An 18,625-nucleotide genomic window follows, 5' to 3' on the forward strand; every position below is an offset into this window, starting at 1 on the left:
ACAATGACGACATGGCCCACGGTGACACTGTGGGTCATGACGACAGCCTCGCTCCACATCACCCTGATTACCGAAACCTTCCCGCCGGAGATCAACGGGGTGGCCAATACCCTTGGCCGCTTGTGTGAGGGCTTGCGCGCGCGTGGCCATCAAGTCGAATTGGTACGCCCACGCCAGGGTGTCGACCAAAGCCGGCCCAGCGACGATGGATTACTGTTGTGTCGCGGCTGGCCACTGCCGGGTTACCCGGGGCTGCAATGGGGCCAGTCGTCGATGCACAAGTTGCTGCGGCGCTGGACACGCCAGCGCCCGGACGTGCTGTACATCGCCACTGAGGGGCCGCTGGGGCTGTCGGCGCTACGTGCGGCGCGGCGCCTGGGGATCAGCGTGGTCAGCGGGTTTCACACCAACTTCCAGCAGTACTCCAATCAATATGGCTTGAGCCTGCTCAGCCGCATGGTCACCCACTACTTGCGCTGGTTTCACAACCGCTCGACCCTGACCCTGGTGCCGAGCGCCAGCCAGCGCCTGGAGCTGGAGCGTCGCCACTTCGAGCGCCTGGGCATGTTGTCACGCGGCGTCGACAGCCAGTTGTTCCACCCCGCCAAACGCGATAACGCGTTGCGTGAAAGCTGGGCGCTCAACAACGACCAGATCGCCGTGCTGCATGTAGGCCGCCTGGCACAGGAAAAAAACCTGGGGCTGCTCAAGCGCTGCTTCGAAACCTTGCAGGACACCTACCCGCTGCGCCAGATGAAACTGATCATCGTCGGCGACGGCCCACAACGGGCGACGCTGGAAAAGGAACTGCCCGAAGCGGTGTTCTGTGGGACCTTGCGCGGTGAAGAACTGGCGCGGCACTACGCGTCCGGCGATGTGTTCCTGTTCCCCAGCCTGACCGAAACCTTCGGCAACGTGGTGCTGGAAGCCATGGCCTCGGGACTGGGTGTGGTGGCGTACGACCAGGCAGCCGCGACTCAGCATATTCGCCATGGTTACAACGGCGTGCTGGCGATGCCAGGGGATGAGGATGCGTTTTGTGACGCCGCCAACTGGCTGCTGGAAGATGCGGAGAGTTTGCGCCGCATGCGTTTGAATGCTCGCCAACATGCAAGCCGTCAGGGTTGGCCGGCGATTATCGAGCAGTTTGAGCGTCAATTGCGCGGGGTGTGCGGCGAGCGGGCGGTAATTGCGGGGGAGTCGCGTTTGATCTGAGGCCAGTGTTGGCCGTTAGATCGCTATCGCGGGCAAGCCCGGCTCCCACATTGGAACGCATTTTCCTGTGGGAGCCGGGCTTGCCCGCGATGGCGTCGGAGCAGACGCTACACCAGGCTCGTTAACGCCTCACGACTGAACGGCAGAATGTCGCCCTCACGGCCTTCGCGCACTTTCACGGCCCAATCCGGGTCCACCAGCAGGGCACGGCCCACGGCAACCAGGTCGAACTCATCGTTGTTCAGGCGCTCCAGTAGTTTTTCCAGGCTGGCTGGTTGAGCGACCATGTCGGTGTTGACCATGAACTGCAGGAACTCGCCATCCAGGCCCACACTGCCGACGGTGATGGTCGGCTTGCCGGTGAGCTGGCGGGTCCAGCCGGCCAGGTTGAGGTCGGAGCCTTCGAATTCCGGTTCCCAGAACCGACGCGTGGAGCAGTGGAAAATATCCACACCGGCGTCCGATAACGGCTTAAGAAACTCACCTAGCGCCTCGGGGGTCTGCACCAGGCGAGCGGTGTAGTCCTGCTGCTTCCATTGAGAGAAGCGCAAGATGATCGGGAAGTCCGGGCCGACGGCGGCGCGGGTGGCCTGGATCAACTCGATGGCAAACCGCGAACGGTTGGCCAGACTGCCGCCGTATTCGTCAGTGCGTTGGTTGCTGCCTTCCCAGAAGAACTGATCGACCAGATAGCCATGTGCGCCGTGGATCTCCACGCCATCCATGCCGATGCGCTGGGCATCCTTGGCAGCTTGGGCGAAGGCGTTGATCACGTCCTTGATGTCTTGCTGGGTCATGCCGTGGACGACGACATTGCCGTCTTTGAGTTTCTCCATCGGGCCGTAGGCCGGCACGCTGGCGTCAGGCTCGGTGCCGATACGGCGCACGCTGCCCACGTGCCACAGCTGCGGGACAATCTTGCCGCCTTCGGCGTGTACGGCGTCGACCACTTTCTTCCAGCCGGCCAGCGCGGCCTCACCGTAAAAATGCGGGACGTTCGGGTAGCCGTTGGAAGCCTGATGGCCGACCACGGTGCCTTCGGTGATGATCAGACCCACACCGGCAGCGGCGCGGCGACGGTAGTACTCGATGACGCTGGAATTGGGTACGCCACCCGGCGAGAACGAACGGGTCATGGGCGCCATGACCACACGGGTGGACAGTTGCAGTGCACCGAGCTGGAAGGGTTTGAACAAAGCTTGGACAGGCATGGGGCACTCCACATAAGAGGTGTTTATGATGTGGATAATATGAGCCGCGCAACGTGCTGGGTAGCACTATTGATCTGGGTGATTAAGGGGTAAAAGTGAGAGAAGTGAATCGCCGCCAACCTGTGGCGAGCGGGCTTGCCCCGCGTTGGGCTAGCAGCCCGTGTTCCAGGCAGTGCATTTTCGGTTGGAGGAATGCAGGGATCTTATCGGGGCCGCTTCGCAGCCCAACGCGGGGCCAGCCCGCTCGCCACAAGAAGCCCTATCAACGCTCGTCGCCCGCACTCAGCTCAGGGCTTTTTCGATCGCCTGTACGATCGTCGGATCATCCGGCGCCGTGCGCGGCGAGAATCGCGCCAGTACGCGGCCGTCTTTGCCGAGCAGGAATTTCTCGAAATTCCAGGTGATATCCCCGGGAAACTCAGCGCCCTCGCCCGCCAGCAAGCGATACAGCTGATGGCGATCGTGGCCGTTGACGTCAAGCTTGCTGCCCAACGGGAAGGTCACGCCGTAGTTCAGGCTGCAGAACGCCTGAATTTCCTCTTCGGTGCCCGGCTCCTGGCCTGCAAACTGGTTGCACGGCAGGCCGAGTACGGTAAACCCCTGGTCCTTATACTGCTGGTAGAGGTTTTCCAGCGCCGCGTATTGCGGGGTCAAGCCACATTTGGAGGCCACGTTGACCACCAGCACCACTTGCCCCTTGAAGGGCGCCAGCGCCAGCTCTTGTCCGTCCAAAGCTTTGAGTTTCAGGTCGTGGAAAGCACTCATGACGAACTCCAGATATCCCATGTTCTTCGTGTTGCGGCTGTTCGAGATTACAGACCACAAGCCTGCAATCATAGACGCCGATTGAAAAACTCGCCCGCCGGTTACTGCGCGGTCGGCCAGGGCAAAATCGGAATCGCGGTGACCGCATTCTGCGGGCTGCCTTCGATCAGACGGTCGCTGTAGACCAGGTACACCAAGGTATTGCGCTTCTTGTCGAGGAAGCGCACCACCTGCATGGTCTTGAACACCAGCGAGGTACGCTCCTTGAACACTTCGTCGCCATCCTTGAGTTCGCCCTTGAAGTGAATCGGGCCAACCTGACGGCAGGCTATCGACGCTTCAGCGCGGTCTTCGGCCAGGCCCAGGCCGCCTTTGACGCCGCCGGTCTTGGCACGCGACAGGTAGCAGGTCACGCCGTCGACCTTGGGGTCATCAAACGCCTCGACCACTATGCGGTCGTTGGGGCCGACAAACTTGAACACCGTCGACACCTGGCCGATTTCTTCGGCCGAGGCCAGCAACGGCAGGGCCAGCAGCAGGCCGAGCAATCCTTTCATGACACGCATCGTGTAGTTCCTTTATTCAGACCAGGATCAGGTTATCGCGGTGAACCAGTTCCGGTTCGGCCATGTAACCCAAGAGTCCGACAATCGCGTCGGACGATTGTCCAATAATCTTCTGGGCTTCCAGTGCGCTGTAGTTGGCCAGGCCACGGGCGATCTCGCGACCATCGGGCGCCACACACACCACCATCTCGCCACGGCGGAAGCTGCCCTGCACCAGCTTGACACCGACCGGCAGCAGGCTCTTGTTGCCTTGGGACAAGGCTGACACAGCGCCGTCGTCCAGAACCAGCGTGCCACGGGTTTGCAGATGACCGGCCAGCCACTGTTTGCGCGCCGCGAGCATGCCGCGTTCCGGCGACAGCAGCGTACCGATGCGCTCACCGGCCTTGAGGCGGTCCAGCACACGCTCCAGGCGCCCACCGACGATGATGGTGTGCGCGCCGGAACGGGCGGCCAGACGCGCCGCACGCAGCTTGGTCTGCATGCCGCCTCGGCCCAACGCACCGCCGACACTGCCGGCCACGGCGTCGAGCGCCGGGTCATCGGCGCGGGCTTCGTAGATAAGCTGGGCGTCGGGGTTGTTACGCGGGTCAGCGTCAAACATGCCGTCGCGGTCGGTGAGGATCACCAGCAGGTCGGCTTCTACCAGGTTGGCGACCAGCGCGGCCAGGGTGTCGTTATCACCGAAGCGGATTTCGTCGGTGACCACCGTGTCGTTCTCATTGATCACCGGAATGACCTTGAGCTCAACCAGTGCGCGCAGGGTGCTGCGAGCATTGAGGTAACGCTTGCGGTCGGACAGGTCGTCGTGGGTCAGCAGGATCTGCGCCGTGTGGCGGCCGTGCTCGGCAAAGCTGGATTCCCAGGCTTGCACCAGGCCCATCTGGCCGATGGCGGCGGCGGCTTGCAGTTCGTGCATCGCGCTGGGTCGCGCGGTCCAGCCGAGGCGGCTCATCCCGGCGGCAACCGCCCCGGACGACACCAGCACCAACTCGACACCGGCCTCATGCAAGGCCACCATCTGCTCGACCCAGACGCTCATGGCTGCGCGATCCAGACCTTTGCCATCCGCCGTCAGCAGCGCACTTCCGATCTTTACGACCCAGCGCTGCGCACCTGTCACTTTGCTCCGCATCATCTTCAACCTTAGATAGAGGGCCGCGCGACCCAGCGCTGGCCATAACGTTATATCCGGATACTAAAACGCCGCTCTGTAAGGAGCGGCGTTCAAGTTTACTGCAACGAATCAGTCGCGCACGTAAATGATTTCCGGACCGTCTTCATCATCCACGTCTTCTTCGTCCCAATCGTCGTCGCCGATGTCATGAACCGACTTCACGCCGCTGCGGCGCAGGGCACGCTGGTCGTCCAAAGCCTGCAGCTGGGCGCGGGCTTCGTCTTCGATCTGCTGGTCGAGTTCGGCGAGTTCGGCCTTGAATACCGGGTCGGCCGCCAGGCGGTCGGCGCGGTCTTCGAGGTAGCGCATGATGTCGCGGGTCAGGCGCTCGGTGCCTTCTTTGGCGATGGCCGAGATCACATAGACCGGACCTTCCCACTCCAGGCGGTCAACGATTTCCTTGACGCGTTCTTCGTGCTCTTCTTCGAGGATCTGGTCGCACTTGTTCAGCACCAGCCAGCGGTCACGCTCGGCCAGGGCCGGGCTGAACTTGGTCAGCTCGCTGACGATCACTTCGGCGGCGTCCGGTGCGCTGGTGTCATCCAGCGGCGCCATGTCGACGAGGTGCAGCAGCAAACGGGTACGCGACAAGTGCTTGAGGAAGCGAATCCCCAGGCCGGCACCGTCGGAAGCGCCTTCGATCAAGCCAGGAATGTCGGCGATCACGAAGCTTTTCCAGCGGTCTACGCTGACCACGCCCAGGTTTGGCACCAGGGTGGTGAACGGGTAGTCGGCGACTTTCGGCTTGGCGGCCGAGACCGAACGGATGAAGGTACTTTTACCGGCGTTCGGCAAGCCCAACAGGCCCACGTCTGCCAGTACTTTCATCTCCAGCTTGAGGTCACGCTGCTCGCCCGGCTTGCCCGGCGTGGTCTGGCGTGGCGCACGGTTGGTACTGGACTTGAATCGGGTGTTACCCAGACCGTGCCAGCCGCCCTGCACAACCATCAGTTTCTGGCCGGCCTTGGTCAGGTCGCCAATCACTTCCTGGGTCGCGGAGTCAATGATCGTGGTGCCGACCGGTACGCGCAGTACCAGGTCTTCGCCTTTTTTGCCGGTGCAGTCGGTGCTGCCGCCGTTGGAGCCACGCTCGGCATCGAAGTGCCGGGTGTAACGGTAGTCGACCAGGGTGTTGAGGTTTTCGTCGGCCATCATGTAGATGGAACCGCCGTCACCGCCGTCACCGCCGTTTGGGCCACCGTTTTCGATGAACTTTTCGCGACGGAAACTCATGCAACCGTTACCGCCGTCGCCTGCTTTTACTCGGATGGAAACTTCATCAACGAACTTCATAACAAAACGCCTCTCGTCGCATGGACGAGCTTAAGAAACCAAGACATAAGACTCTTGCAAAAATGAGCGCAGCGACCTCAGAAAACGACCGCACATCCAGCGCCTGAGCCCATCACAAACAGCTTTGCAAGAGACTCACTCCACAAACGAAAAAGCCCCGTCGCGAGACAGGGCTTTTCCAGCGATCGCGCAATTAAGCGGCGACAACGCTCACGTAACGGCGGTTGAACGCGCCTTTTACTTCAAACTTGATCACGCCTTCGATTTTAGCGAAGAGGGTGTGATCTTTACCCATGCCAACACCGTAACCGGCGTGGAATTGGGTGCCGCGCTGACGCACGATGATGTTGCCCGGAATGATTTTCTGGCCGCCATACATCTTAACGCCAAGGCGTTTGGCTTCTGAGTCGCGACCGTTACGGGTACTACCACCAGCTTTTTTGTGTGCCATGAGTCAATTCTCCTAGTGAGGAATTAGGCTGAAATTAAGCCTGAATACCGGTGATTTTGATCTCGGTGTACCACTGGCGGTGGCCCATACGCTTCATGTGGTGCTTACGACGACGGAACTTGATGATGCGGACTTTATCGTGACGACCTTGGGAGATCACTTCAGCCACAACGGTAGCGCCAGCAACAACTGGAGCGCCGATGTTCACGTCATCGCCATTAGCGACCAACAGAACGCGATCAAAGGTAACGGATTCGCCAGTAGCGACTTCCAGTTTTTCGATCTTCAGGTATTCACCTGGGGCGACCTTGTATTGCTTGCCACCAGTAACAATTACTGCGTACGACATGGTATTTCTCCGATAATCCTGCTCACCCAGCGCTTTATAAGAAAAGGTATTGGCTGGCATGGCTGCATGGGATGGACGTCCCGAATGCAATTGCGTAAGGCAGGTGCTGCCCAGGAAGTTCAGGGTGCGCGATTGTACGCAAGCTATAGATGCCTTGCAAGTGGCCGCCAGTCGCCTTGAAAGCGTAGCGAGCGAAGGGAAGACAAGGAAAAAACAGGCGAGGAAGCGGAGTTTACGGGTTGTAAATGAGCATTCCGAGCCTGTTTTTGACGCAGGATTCCAGAGCGCAGTAGCTTTCATGGTGACTGGGCGCGCCTTGACACTGCGGGGTCAGGGTCCTAGCATGCCGCGCAACCCTTCTGGAGCGACTGTCGCTGATGCAACCCCAAGCTTTCTACCGCGCGGTCGCGGACGATTTTAGCGCCGTCGACGGCATCATCAAGCAGCAGCTGACGTCTAAAGTGCCGCTGGTCTCCAAAATTGGCGACTACATTACGTCGGCGGGCGGTAAACGCCTGCGTCCTTTATTAGTGTTGCTGTGTGGCAAGGCACTGGGCCGCGAAGGCGATGACCTGCGCCTGCTGGCCGCCACCATCGAATTCCTGCACACCGCCACTCTGCTGCATGACGACGTGGTCGACATGTCCGGCATGCGCCGTGGCCGCGAGACGGCCAATGCGATGTGGGGCAATGCCCCCAGCGTACTGGTAGGCGACTTCCTGTACTCGCGCTCATTCGAAATGATGGTCGAGCTGGGCTCGATGCCGGTGATGAAGATTCTTTCACAAGCCACGCGCATCATCGCCGAAGGCGAAGTGTTGCAGCTGTCCAAGGTCCGCGACGCCAGCACCACCGAAGAAACCTACATGGAAGTGATTCGCGGCAAAACCGCGATGCTCTTCGAAGCCTCGACCCACAGTGCCGCCGCCCTGTGTGGCGCAACGGCCGAGCAGGCCGAAGCCCTGCGCACCTTTGGTGATCATCTGGGCGTGGCATTCCAACTGGTCGACGATCTGCTCGACTACAAGGGCGACGCCGAAACGCTGGGCAAGAACGTCGGTGACGACCTGGCCGAGGGCAAGCCGACCTTGCCGCTGATCTACACCATGCGCGAAGGCACGCCGGAACAGGCCGCCCTGGTGCGCAAGGCGATCCAGAAAGGCGGGATTGAAGACCTCGAAGCTATCCGTGCAGCGGTAGAAGCCTCGGGCTCGCTGGAATACACCGCACAGTTGGCGCGTGACTATGTGGCACGTGCCATCCAGTGCCTGGACGCCCTGCCAGCCAGCGAATACCGGGACGCCCTGGTTGAGCTGAGTGAGTTTGCGGTAGCCCGTACGCACTAAAGACTCTTTGCAGAGCTGGCTTGTGTGGGAGCTGGCTTGTCGAGTCGTCGCACCGCTGCGATAGCATCACCTCGGTATAGCTGACACACCGCGGTGCCTGCATCGCGGGCAAGCCCGGCTCCCACAAGGTTCCGAAGCGCCCCCCCCAACCTGTAATAAACCCTATATAATGTGCGACTTTTAGCCACCCTGACTCTCAAGGAGCTTTAGTGAGCACGTTGCCACCCTGCCCAAAATGCAATTCCGAGTACACCTACGAAGACGGCGCCCAGCTGATCTGCCCGGAATGCGCCTACGAGTGGTCCGCCAATGGCGAGGCCGAAGTGGCGGGCGACGAAACCGTGAAGAAAGACTCTGTGGGCAATGTCCTGCAAGACGGCGACACCATTACCGTGATCAAGGACCTCAAGGTCAAGGGCACGTCACTGGTGGTCAAGGTCGGCACCAAGGTCAAGAACATCCGCCTGTGCGACGGCGACCACGATATCGATTGCAAGATCGACGGTATCGGCCCGATGAAACTCAAATCCGAGTTTGTGCGCAAAGTCTGAACCTGCTGCATCCATCCCGCGCCCGCCGCGGGATGGCGTTTTGCCCTCCGCGCTGACCTGTCTCAATATCCACACAGAAAAACCAGGAAACCGCCAATAGGCACTTGCTATTCTACGAATAAGAATTATTCTCATTGAAACCCATCAAGGAGAACGACCATGACTTATTTGATAGATGCCTGGCTGGATCGCCCACATCCTTACCTGCGGATCCTGCATCGGGAAACCGGCGAAGTCTGTGCGGTGCTGGAAGAAGAAGCCTTGAGCGAACTGCAGGACCAGGGTGACCTGGACGTCAACGGCCTGAGCTCAAGTGAGCCTGGGGTGCTGAAGGAGGTGGTGCGTAATCTGTTTCTGTTCTGCTATGCCCGAGCGTTGCGCCCGGCGACGGAGCTCAATGGCAAGTTCCAGCCATGAACCACCGCGCAAAACCTGAATGCACCGGCTCTATGTGGGAGTTGGATTTGTTGTGGCGAGGGAGCTTGCTCCCGCTCGGCTGCGCAGCAGTCGCAGACCTTTAGGGGCGCTTCGCACCCCAGCGCAAGCAAGCTTGCTCGCCACATCAAGCCCGGCTCCCACATAGGACCCGGCGCAACCATCAACAGGTCTTACAGAACGTCGAGCAGCTCAACGTCGAACACCAGAACGCTGTGCGGCGGAATGCTGCCAACGCCTTGGGCGCCGTAAGCCAGTTCGCTCGGCACGTACAGGCGCCATTTGCTGCCGGCATTCATCAGTTGCAGGGCTTCGGTCCAGCCGGCGATCACGCCGCCCACCGGGAATTCTGCAGGCTGGCCGCGCTCGTAGGAGCTGTCGAACACAGTGCCGTCGATCAGGGTGCCGTGGTAGTGAGTACGCACTTGGTCTTCACGGGTCGGCTTGGCGCCGCTACCGGCAGTCAGCACTTCAAATTGCAGGCCGGAAGCCAGGGTGGTGATGCCATCACGCTTGGCGTTTTCAGCCAGGAACTCCAGGCCGGCGCCAGCAGCCGCTTCGGCCTTGGCTGCCGCTTCGGCTTGCATGATTTCACGGATCACTTTGAAGCTGGCCGCCATTTGCTCTTGGTCAACACGGCTTGGCTTGCCTGCGAAGGCGTCGGTCAGGCCAGCCAGGATGGCGTCGATGCTCACGCCCGGTGGCGGGTTGTCGCGCAGTTGGTCGCCCAACTGACGGCCGATACCGTAGCTGACGCGGGTTTCGTCGGTGGACAGATTAACTTCGGACATGAAGAGGCTCCGCTATAGGGCAGCACGATTTCCCGTGCCATCCAGAACTAAAAGGGCCCGCAGACTAGCACACAAGAGCCGCCTCTGATCAGCCCCCTGCCCCACTACCAAAGGGCCAGGTCGTAGGTCAGATAAAGCCGATAGTTATCGCGGTCGCTGGCGTAGGTCGAACGATAGGTCGCTTTGCGCAACTCCACGCCCAAGCCTTTGAAGGTACTGCTCTGGATGACATAGCGCAGGTTAGTGTCCGACTCCCACTCCCGCGCCTCACGCCCTCTGTAATCACCGTTCTGCCCTTTGTAATAGCGGGTCATGAAGCTCAGGCCCGGCAGCACGGCTTCAAAATCATAGTCGTAGCGCAGCATCCAGGTTTGCTCATCGGCCTGGATGAACTTGCCCACACCGGCGTTAGTGAAGGAATACACCGTCGAGACACTGGCATAAGGCAGCGCAGTGTCGCCGTTGACCTTCTGATAACCGACGCCCAGCGCCTGTGCGCCCAGGCGATAGGTGAACAACCCGCTGAACATGTCGCTGTCCACTTTGCCGTTGCGTGCCTCACCCGCATCGCTGCTGATGAAATAACGCAAATCACTGGTCAGCGTGCCGTTACCCACCGGCTGTTTATGCACAAGGCCAAAAAACTGCTGACGATAGAACTCACGCATTTCGCCGTAATACCAAGTGCCGCGCAGCTGCGGCGTGAAGGCATAAGAGGCACCGGCAAAATCGAAATCACTGCCCTGTTTGCCGCTGTAGCCCTGGGGATAAATAGCCACGCTGTCGGTGGAATTTCGCTGCTTGAATTTATCCAGGTGCCCGGCGTGCAGGTAGAGGTCGCGAATACCGCTGTACTCCACTTGAGTGCCTTGAAAAGTCTGTGGCAGCAGGCGTCCATCGTTGTGCACCAGCACTGGAATCTTCGGCAGTAAGGTGCCGGTTTTCACCACGGTATCGCCCCAGCGCATCTTTGCGGTGACGCCCAGGCTGGAGAATTCACTGGCTGCATGGCCATCGTCATGCACCGGCAATAAACCCGTGCCCGCGTGAGTGGGGCTGGAGTCGAGCCGCAGCCCCGCCAGCCCCAGCGCGTCCAGGCCAAACCCTAGCGTGCCTTCGGTATAGCCAGACTGCAGGTTGAGTAAAAAACCTTGCGCCCACTCTTTGCGATCCTCGCCGCCGTCGCGGTAATCGTCATTGAAGTAGAAATTACGCAAGGTCAGGCGACCCTTTGAATCCTCCCAGAAACCCTGGGCCAGGAGTATGGGCGACACACTTGCCAACAGGCACGCCGAAGCCATTTTCCCCCGATTGAAAAGTTTATGCATCGCTGCTTCCTCTATGCCTTATTGTCGTTTTTTTATGGGCAGTTCCACCGCGCGACACACTGGACGGCACCTCGCGCTGGAGCGGACACTAACGGCTCGTCGAAAGCCCCACAACGTTATGCGAGATGCGCATCAGGCTATGCGCAAAGCACAGTTCGCCCCTCGCAACCGACAGGAAAATCACGGTGAATCTCAAGCAGCTCGAAGCCTTCAAGGCGATCATGTCCACCGGTTCGACCATCGGCGCAGCAACCCGCATGGGCTTGTCGCAATCGGCCGTCAGCCGTCTGTTGAGTCAGCTGGAAGAGGCGTTGGGTTTCGTGTTGTTTCTGCGCAAAAAAGGTCGCCTGATGGCCACCGCAGAAGCCGAAGAGTTACTGACCGAGGTCGCCGGCCTGGTAGACGGCATGCAGCGTATCCAACGCCTGGCCGACGAAATGCGTGTGGGCCGCTCGCGCAAAAGCCTGCTCAAGGTCGGAGTGCCCACCAGCATGACCCAAGAGCTTTTGCCACGGATCGTCGCGGAGTTTCTCAAGAGCCATGACGACATCGTGGTCGAGTTGCTGACCGGCTCTTACGACATGATCGAGCGCGCCGTACTCGACCGGTCCGCCGACCTGGGTTTTGTGCGCCTGCCGACGGAAATTCCCGACTTCGACATCGAGCCCGTGCTGCAAACCGAAGGCGTGTGCGTGATGCCCGCCGACCACCCGCTGACACGCCACGCCTGCATCGAGGTGCAGCACTTGCGCAATGTGCCGTTGGTGATGCTCGGCCGACAACGGGCTTTACGGGCTGAGTTGAACCAGGTGTTTCGCGCAGCCAATCTCACGCCGCAAGTGCGGGTCGAGGTGCATTCGGTAGGCGCGGCGTGCAGCTTTGTCGCCGAAGGCCTGGGGGTGTCGATCGTCAACGGTTTGCTCGCCAGCCACTTCCTGCACCTGCCGATCGTGACTCGGCCTTTTCGCCCTGCACTGCCTTACACTTTCGGCCTGGCCTATCGCGCCAATGAGCCACGCCCACAGGTGGTCACAGCGTTTGCCGAGCATCTCAAGCAGCGCTTGAACGCACAAAACGCATAGCCCGACCCACCCTGCGCATAACGTTGTCGCCGCCAAAACTTTGCCCTAGTGTCCGCTCCACACGCGTCACTCCCCCATAACAACAACGGCAAACGCCGGGGCAGCCAGCATGAGCGAATCACAGCATTTCTCCACAGCGGCGGCGGTGGAAAAACCCACGCAACGCAAACAGATCAACCCGGCCATCATCCTGCTGAGCATCGTCTTGCTCGCCGTGGCCTTCACCTATGCGGTGAACTCGGGCAGGTTCGAGCGTCAGAACGGGCTGGTCGTACCCGGCTCTTATCAGGTGCTGGAGAAACACGACAGCCTGGGCCAATTGTTCGCGCTGGAGCCACGCAAGGCCGGCGATACCGTAGCCCGCCCGGTGTCGCTGGTCGAAGGTTTCATGGCCATCCCCCAAGGCATCGAGAAACGTGCAGCGCTGATTTTCATGGTGCTGTTCATCGGCGGCATGTTTGGCGTACTGAACAAGGCCGGGGTAATCGACGCCGGACTGGAGCGTTTACTGGGCCTGACCCGCGGCAACATCTATGTGCTGGTGCCGAGCCTGATGCTGGTGTTCTCGGCGGGCAGCACGTTCATGGGCCTGGCCAAGGAATTTATTCTGATCGTGCCGCTGATGGTCGCCATGGCCAACCGGCTGGGGCTGTCGAACCTGATCGGGCTGGCTATCGTCACGATCTCGGTGAAGATCGGCTACCTCGCCTCAATCTCCAATCCCGTGGCGCTGTCCGTCGCTCAGCCGATGGTCGGGCTGCCTATATTCAGCGGGCTGAGCATGCGCGTACTGGCTTACTGCAGCTTCCTGCTGGTGGGGATCGCCTTCGTACTGTGGAGTATCCGCAAGCACGGTTTCGATGCGACAGCGCAGATTACGTTCGAACATAAACCCTTGCCCACGCGCCATTTAATCAACCTTATTGTGCTGCTGAGCGGCATCGGTTTTCTGGTCTACGCCTCCAACCGCTGGGGCTGGAAATACCATGAGCTGTCGGCGTTCTACCTGCTGTTGACGGTGGCATTCAGTGTGATAGCCGGGCTAGGTGCGAGTGTCGCCGCCAGTGCCTTTGTCGATGGCATGAAGAAGGTGCTGATTGCCGGCGTGCTGATCGGCCTGGCCACCGCCGTGGAGATCATCCTCAGTACCGGCCAAGTGCTCGACACCATCGTCCACACCCTGGCCAACCTGGTCGGCGACCACGGCCCGATTGTGTCGGCCTACGGCATGTTCTTCGCACAACTGGGGCTGGACGTGTTGATCCCCTCCACCTCGGGCCAGGCGGCGGTGACGATGCCGATCTTCGGCCCGCTGGGCCAACTCTCCGGCGTCAGCCCGCAGACCACTGTATTCGCGTTTCTGATGGGCAATGGCCTGACCAACATGATCACCCCAACCTCCAGTGGCCTGCTGGTGTTGCTGGCCACCGCCAATGTCGGTTGGGGCCAATGGGCACGCTACATCCTGCCGCTGTTTCTGATCTACGCCGTACTGGCGATGGCGTTGCTGGCCATTGCGGTCACGAGCGGGTACTGAGTCGATGAGTGTTTTCCCCATGCAAACCCTGCACAACCATATGATCCCGATGCGCGACGGCATCCACCTGGCCACCGATATCTATTTGCCGACAGGCAGCTGCGGTCCTTTCCCGGTGGTCATTGAACGCACGCCCTACGACAAGTGCAAACCCTCTCGCTCGGAGAAACAACGCGACGGCCAGCACATCTCCCGAGAACAGATGGCGGCACGCTTTACCGACCAAGGCTTTGTCGCAATCTTTCAGGACTGCCGGGGCCGCTATGCGTCTGAAGGCGTGTTTACCAAATACACCGCCGAGGGCGAAGACGGTTTCGACACGCTTGCCTGGATCGTCCGCCAGCCGTGGTGCAACGGCAAGATCGGCAGCATGGGCCTGTCTTACGCAGCCCATACCCAGTTGGCGATGGCCTGCCTGCATCCACCGGGTTTGAGCAGCATGGTGCTCGACAGCGGCGGCTTCGCCAACGCCTACCAGTGCGGGATCCGCCAGGGTGGCGCGTTCGAACTCAAGCAGGCCACCTGGGCCTTTCGCCAGGCCAAGGAAAGCCCAACAGCCCTGGCCGATCCACAGGTTCGCCAAGCACTGGAGCAGGAAGATATCCATCATTGGTTTACGCGCATGCCCTGGCAACCTGGCCAGTCACCTTTGCGCCATGTGCCGGAATACGAGACCTACGTGCTGGAACAGTGGGCCCAGGGCACGTTCAGTGAGTATTGGCGCACGTCCGGCATCTATGCCGAGGGCTACTACCGGCAACTGCCCGATATCCCGGTGCTGTTCATGTCCAGCTGGTATGACGCCTATGTCAGCTCCACCCTGGCCAACTACAGCGCCTTCAGGCAAAACACCTCGGCCCACCAGCGGCTGGTGATGGGCCCATGGCTGCACGGCGACCGCAATATCAGCCACAGCGGCGACGTCGAGTTCGGGTCGCAGGCTGTATTCGATGGCCAGGTCGATCAGAACTGGCTGAGCTGTCGCCTGGCGTGGTTCGAACAATCACTCAAGCCCTCGCCTCACCCGCCAAAGCCTAGCGTGCAGGTATTTCTGATGGGTGGCGGCAGCGGCCAACGTGACCCTGACGGCCGACTGCAACATGGCGGACGCTGGTTGCAATCGACGCAATGGCCGCTGCCAGGCAGCCAAGTGCAGACGCTCTACTTGACGGCTCAAGGGCAACTGAGCGGCACTGCACCAGACGCTAACGACGCGTGCTTGAGCTACCTCACCGACCCGGCCTGTCCGGTCCCGACTCTCGGCGGCGCGCTGACCTCCGGCGCCCCCATTTTCGTCGGCGGCGCTTTCGACCAACGTGAGCGTGCCGACTTCTTCGGCACCCGTGGCGACAACCGCCCGCTGAGCGAGCGCAACGATGTGCTGAGCTTTCATACCGAGCCGCTCATTGAAGACTTGATTGTCGCAGGTGATGTACAGATCGAGTTATGGATAGACAGCGATGCACCCGACACCGACTTCACCGCCAAGCTGATTGACCTGTACCCGCCCAGTGTCGACTACCCCGATGGTTTTGCGATGAACATCACCGACGGCATCCGCCGTTGTCGCTATCGAGACTCCTGGGAGCAGCCGACTGCGCTGACACCAGGCAAACGGGTAAAGGTCACGATCGAGCCCTTCGCCACCTGCAACCTGTTCAAGCGCGGCCATCGACTGCGCCTGGATATTGCCAGCAGCAACTTCCCGAGGTTTGACGTAAACCCCAACAGTGGTGAACCTTCTGGCCAGGCCAGCCAGCCACGGGTGGCACGCAACACTGTGCACCTGAGCGCGGGTGCTGCGTCCTGCCTCAGACTGACCGTGGTGCCCGCTACCGCACTATAAGCCTGCTGGGAACCTGCAAGGCCGCCGTTGCTGCCAGGCAATGGCGACCCTTCGTCGCACCCGTAAGAAATGTATTTCAGAATCATCCCCAGCCGCCGATACAGCGCTACAAACTTTGGCTGGCTCAAACAACAACACCGTCCAGCAGACACACATCATTCTTGCGGAGCATTCGATGAATAGCTGGTTCGGCAACATCAGCGTCAACCTCAAACTCGGCCTGGGCTTTGGCCTGGTGCTGGTCCTCACCTCGATCCTGGCCCTGACCGGCTGGACCAGCCTGGGCGGCTTGATCGACCGTAGTAACTGGATGAGCGACATCACCCAGCTCAACGCGTCCCTGACCAAGCTGCGCATCGTGCGCCTGCAATACATGCTGGCCAATGGCGACGAAGCCGTGGCACAGAACGTCCAGACCAGCCTTGACGCCTTCGCCGCCCAGCAACAGAAACTGCTGGACAGCTTCAAGAGCCCGGAAAACCTCAAGCTGCTCACCGAGCAGAAAGCCGTCATCACGGCTTACCAGCAATCGCTGAACAAAATGCGTGAGGCCTACCGTAACGGCAATGCCGCGCGCCAAGTGATGGGCGACAAGGCCGACATCGCCAACGGGCAGATCGATGCACTGGAGACCGGCGTGCAGCAAGCGCCCGACAGCCCGGAGCGCTTCGCTCAGTACCAGGCTGTGACGCACGCCAAGGAAGAATTCCACCTGGCGCGCTATGAAGTGCGTGGCTACACCAACTCCCCCAGCGCAGAAACCGAAGCCCGCGCTGCGGCTCAAATCGAGAAAGCCATCAGTGGTTTGAAAGGCCTCAGCAGCGTATTTGGTTCAAGCCAACAAAGCGCACTGACGTCGCTGGAAACCGCACTCGGCGCCTATCGCAGCGCCGTACAGAGCTACAAGGCCGCCAACGCCAACATCGTCAGCGCCCGCGCCGAAATGACCACCCAGGGCGCCGATATCGTCACCATCAGCGACAAGCTGTACGACATTCAGCTCAATCGCCGTGACGCCGAAAGCACCCAGGCCCGCAGCCTGCAATTGATCAGCACCTTGCTGGCGTTGCTGGTCGGCATCATCGCGGCCCTGGTCATCACCCGCCAGATCACTCGCCCGATCCAGGACACCCTGGCCGTGGTGGAGCGTATCGCTTCCGGTGACCTGAGCCACAACATCCAGGTGACCCGCCGCGATGAACTCGGCGTATTGCAGCAAGGTATCCAGCGCATGGGCACCACCCTGCGCGAGCTGATCAGCGGTATTCGCGACGGCGTAACCCAGATCGCCAGCGCCGCCGAAGAACTCTCGGCCGTGACCGAGCAGACCAGTGCTGGCGTGAACAGCCAGAAGATCGAGACCGATCAAGTCGCCACCGCGATGCATGAAATGACTGCCACCGTGCAGGAAGTCGCGCGCAACGCCGAGCAAGCCTCGCTGGCCGCCGCCGACGCCGATGGTCAAGCCCGCGCCGGCGACAAAGTGGTGGCCGAGGCCATCGCCCAGATCGAACGCCTGGCCGCCGAAGTGGCGCGCTCCACCGACGCCATGACGCACCTGCAACAAGAGAGCAACAAGATCGGCAGCGTGATGGACGTGATCAAGGCCGTGGCCGAACAGACCAACCTGTTGGCGCTCAACGCGGCGATTGAAGCGGCGCGTGCCGGTGAAGCCGGTCGTGGCTTTGCCGTGGTGGCCGACGAAGTGCGCGGCCTGGCCCAGCGCACACAAAAATCCACCGAAGAAATCGAAGGCCTGGTCGCCGGTTTGCAGAACGGCACCCAGCAAGTGGCCACGGTGATGAACAACAGCCGCAGCCTTACCGACAGCAGTGTCGAGCTGACGCGCAAGGCCGGTGTATCGCTGGAGAACATCACCCGTACCGTGTCGAATATTCAGTCGATGAACCAGCAGATTGCAGCGGCCGCCGAGCAACAGAGCGCCGTGGCTGAAGAGATCAGCCGCAGCATTGTGAACGTGCGCGATGTGTCGGAGCAGACCGCTACTGCGAGCGATGAGACGGCTAAATCGAGCGTGGAACTGGCGCGTTTGGGCAGCCAGTTGCAGCAGATGGTCAGTCATTTCCGGGTGTAAAACCCAACTCTGACTACGCACAATCTCTGTGGCGAGGGAGCTTGCTCCCGTTGGGTCGCGCAGCGGCCCCTACTGAAGTTGATCGAGATTTGACATCGGGAGCGCAGTGAATGCCTTGGGGCTGCTGCGCAGCCCAACGGGAGCAAGCTCCCTCGCCACAGGCAAACTGAGACATACTCGGCCTGGCTTGAGTCCTTTGGCCCTCAGCCCTCGCCTTCCTCAACAAACACCAGCCGGTTCCCAAACGGGTCCTTGATGCTCATCTCCCGCGAGCCCCAAGGCGTTTCTTCAACCCCAGGCTTGGCATACCGGTACTCCTTGGCCAGCAACTGCTGCTGGTAGCCATCCACGCCTTGCGCCTGAATCCGCACCGCCGAGCCCGGCGAAGCATCGCCATGGTGTTCGGATAAATGCAGCACGCATGCGCCCAACGACACCTGTAGATACAACGGGAAATTCGCCTCGAAACGGTGTTGCCAGTCAACCTTGAACCCGAGGAAGTCGACGTAGAACTCCAACGCCTTAGCCTCGTCGAAGATCCGCAAAATCGGGGTAACTTTTCCTAAGTGCATGGCAACCGCTCCGTG

General features: G+C 60.5%; 17 protein-coding genes and 2 pseudogenes. 9 read left to right on the forward strand and 10 right to left on the reverse strand.

The window, feature by feature from the left end; genetic code table 11:
* Nucleotides 1-36: 36 nt before the first annotated feature.
* The gene (locus PSH96_RS24090) at nt 37-1,215 is read left to right on the forward strand and encodes a glycosyltransferase family 1 protein (RefSeq protein WP_305455592.1); all 1,179 of its coding nucleotides are present in this window, start codon (nt 37-39) and stop codon (nt 1,213-1,215) included.
* A 107-nt stretch (nt 1,216-1,322) separates the two neighbouring features.
* On the opposite strand, the gene PSH96_RS24095 is transcribed toward PSH96_RS24090, so the two are convergent.
* The 7 genes from PSH96_RS24095 to rplU form a co-directional block, all read right to left on the reverse strand.
* Nucleotides 1,323-2,426 carry an NADH:flavin oxidoreductase gene (locus tag PSH96_RS24095; RefSeq protein WP_305455594.1) on the reverse strand — a complete coding sequence of 368 codons (1,104 nt, stop codon included), beginning with the start codon at nt 2,424-2,426 and terminating at the stop codon, nt 1,323-1,325.
* Between the two features lie 282 nt (nt 2,427-2,708).
* The gene (locus PSH96_RS24100) at nt 2,709-3,191 is read right to left on the reverse strand and encodes a glutathione peroxidase (protein ID WP_305455596.1); all 483 of its coding nucleotides are present in this window, start codon (nt 3,189-3,191) and stop codon (nt 2,709-2,711) included.
* 101 nt (nt 3,192-3,292) lie between these two features.
* Nucleotides 3,293-3,757: a CreA family protein gene (locus PSH96_RS24105; protein ID WP_016971050.1), complete on the reverse strand. Its 465-nt coding sequence runs from the start codon at nt 3,755-3,757 to the stop codon at nt 3,293-3,295.
* A 16-nt stretch (nt 3,758-3,773) separates the two neighbouring features.
* Nucleotides 3,774-4,892, reverse strand: coding sequence for a glutamate 5-kinase (proB, locus tag PSH96_RS24110; protein ID WP_026013771.1), 1,119 nt, complete (start codon nt 4,890-4,892; stop codon nt 3,774-3,776).
* 111 nt (nt 4,893-5,003) lie between these two features.
* Nucleotides 5,004-6,227 (reverse strand): Obg family GTPase CgtA, encoded by a 1,224-nt coding sequence (cgtA, locus tag PSH96_RS24115; RefSeq protein WP_016976186.1) that lies wholly within the window; start codon nt 6,225-6,227, stop codon nt 5,004-5,006.
* A 193-nt stretch (nt 6,228-6,420) separates the two neighbouring features.
* Nucleotides 6,421-6,678: a 50S ribosomal protein L27 gene (gene rpmA, locus PSH96_RS24120; protein WP_003176049.1), complete on the reverse strand. Its 258-nt coding sequence runs from the start codon at nt 6,676-6,678 to the stop codon at nt 6,421-6,423.
* A gap of 34 nt (nt 6,679-6,712) precedes the next feature.
* A complete protein-coding gene (gene rplU / locus PSH96_RS24125; RefSeq protein ID WP_007950961.1) occupies nt 6,713-7,027 on the reverse strand; it encodes a 50S ribosomal protein L21 in 315 nt (104 codons plus the stop codon).
* Between the two features lie 377 nt (nt 7,028-7,404).
* On the opposite strand from rplU, the gene PSH96_RS24130 reads away from it, so the two are divergent.
* The 3 genes from PSH96_RS24130 to PSH96_RS24140 all read left to right on the forward strand — a co-directional run bounded on the left by PSH96_RS24130 (nt 7,405) and on the right by PSH96_RS24140 (nt 9,341).
* Nucleotides 7,405-8,373, forward strand: a complete 969-nt coding sequence (locus tag PSH96_RS24130) for a polyprenyl synthetase family protein (protein ID WP_056858342.1) — start codon at nt 7,405-7,407, stop codon at nt 8,371-8,373.
* Between the two features lie 209 nt (nt 8,374-8,582).
* The gene (locus tag PSH96_RS24135; protein ID WP_305455600.1) at nt 8,583-8,924 is read left to right on the forward strand and encodes a zinc ribbon domain-containing protein YjdM; all 342 of its coding nucleotides are present in this window, start codon (nt 8,583-8,585) and stop codon (nt 8,922-8,924) included.
* A 159-nt stretch (nt 8,925-9,083) separates the two neighbouring features.
* A complete protein-coding gene (locus tag PSH96_RS24140; RefSeq protein WP_305455602.1) occupies nt 9,084-9,341 on the forward strand; it encodes a hypothetical protein in 258 nt (85 codons plus the stop codon).
* A 191-nt stretch (nt 9,342-9,532) separates the two neighbouring features.
* On the opposite strand, the gene PSH96_RS24145 is transcribed toward PSH96_RS24140, so the two are convergent.
* Together PSH96_RS24145 and PSH96_RS24150 are read right to left on the reverse strand one after the other, a co-directional pair.
* Complete coding sequence (locus tag PSH96_RS24145) at nt 9,533-10,150, reverse strand: FKBP-type peptidyl-prolyl cis-trans isomerase (protein WP_099489662.1); 618 nt, start codon at nt 10,148-10,150, stop codon at nt 9,533-9,535.
* Between the two features lie 104 nt (nt 10,151-10,254).
* Entirely contained in the window at nt 10,255-11,478 is a 1,224-nt protein-coding gene (locus PSH96_RS24150) for an OprD family porin (protein WP_370694314.1), read from the reverse strand.
* A 185-nt stretch (nt 11,479-11,663) separates the two neighbouring features.
* On the opposite strand from PSH96_RS24150, the gene PSH96_RS24155 reads away from it, so the two are divergent.
* The 5 genes and pseudogenes from PSH96_RS24155 to PSH96_RS29690 form a co-directional block, all read left to right on the forward strand.
* Nucleotides 11,664-12,560, forward strand: coding sequence for a LysR family transcriptional regulator (locus tag PSH96_RS24155; RefSeq protein ID WP_170040502.1), 897 nt, complete (start codon nt 11,664-11,666; stop codon nt 12,558-12,560).
* A gap of 109 nt (nt 12,561-12,669) precedes the next feature.
* A complete protein-coding gene (locus tag PSH96_RS24160) occupies nt 12,670-14,097 on the forward strand; it encodes a YfcC family protein (RefSeq protein WP_305455607.1) in 1,428 nt (475 codons plus the stop codon).
* Nucleotides 14,098-14,116: 19 nt separating this feature from the next.
* Entirely contained in the window at nt 14,117-15,943 is a 1,827-nt protein-coding gene (locus tag PSH96_RS24165) for a CocE/NonD family hydrolase (protein ID WP_305460166.1), read from the forward strand.
* A gap of 175 nt (nt 15,944-16,118) precedes the next feature.
* Nucleotides 16,119-17,135: pseudogene (locus PSH96_RS29685) on the forward strand (methyl-accepting chemotaxis protein); the annotation flags it as partial.
* Nucleotides 17,136-17,444: 309 nt separating this feature from the next.
* Nucleotides 17,445-18,038, forward strand: a pseudogene (locus tag PSH96_RS29690) (methyl-accepting chemotaxis protein); the annotation flags it as partial.
* 203 nt (nt 18,039-18,241) lie between these two features.
* On the opposite strand, the gene PSH96_RS24175 reads toward PSH96_RS29690, so the two are convergent.
* The gene (locus PSH96_RS24175; RefSeq protein WP_305455611.1) at nt 18,242-18,610 is read right to left on the reverse strand and encodes a glyoxalase superfamily protein; all 369 of its coding nucleotides are present in this window, start codon (nt 18,608-18,610) and stop codon (nt 18,242-18,244) included.
* Between the last annotated feature and the right edge of the window lie 15 nt (nt 18,611-18,625).

This window comes from Pseudomonas sp. FP2338 (assembly GCF_030687515.1).
GTDB lineage: Bacteria > Pseudomonadota > Gammaproteobacteria > Pseudomonadales > Pseudomonadaceae > Aquipseudomonas > Aquipseudomonas salomonii.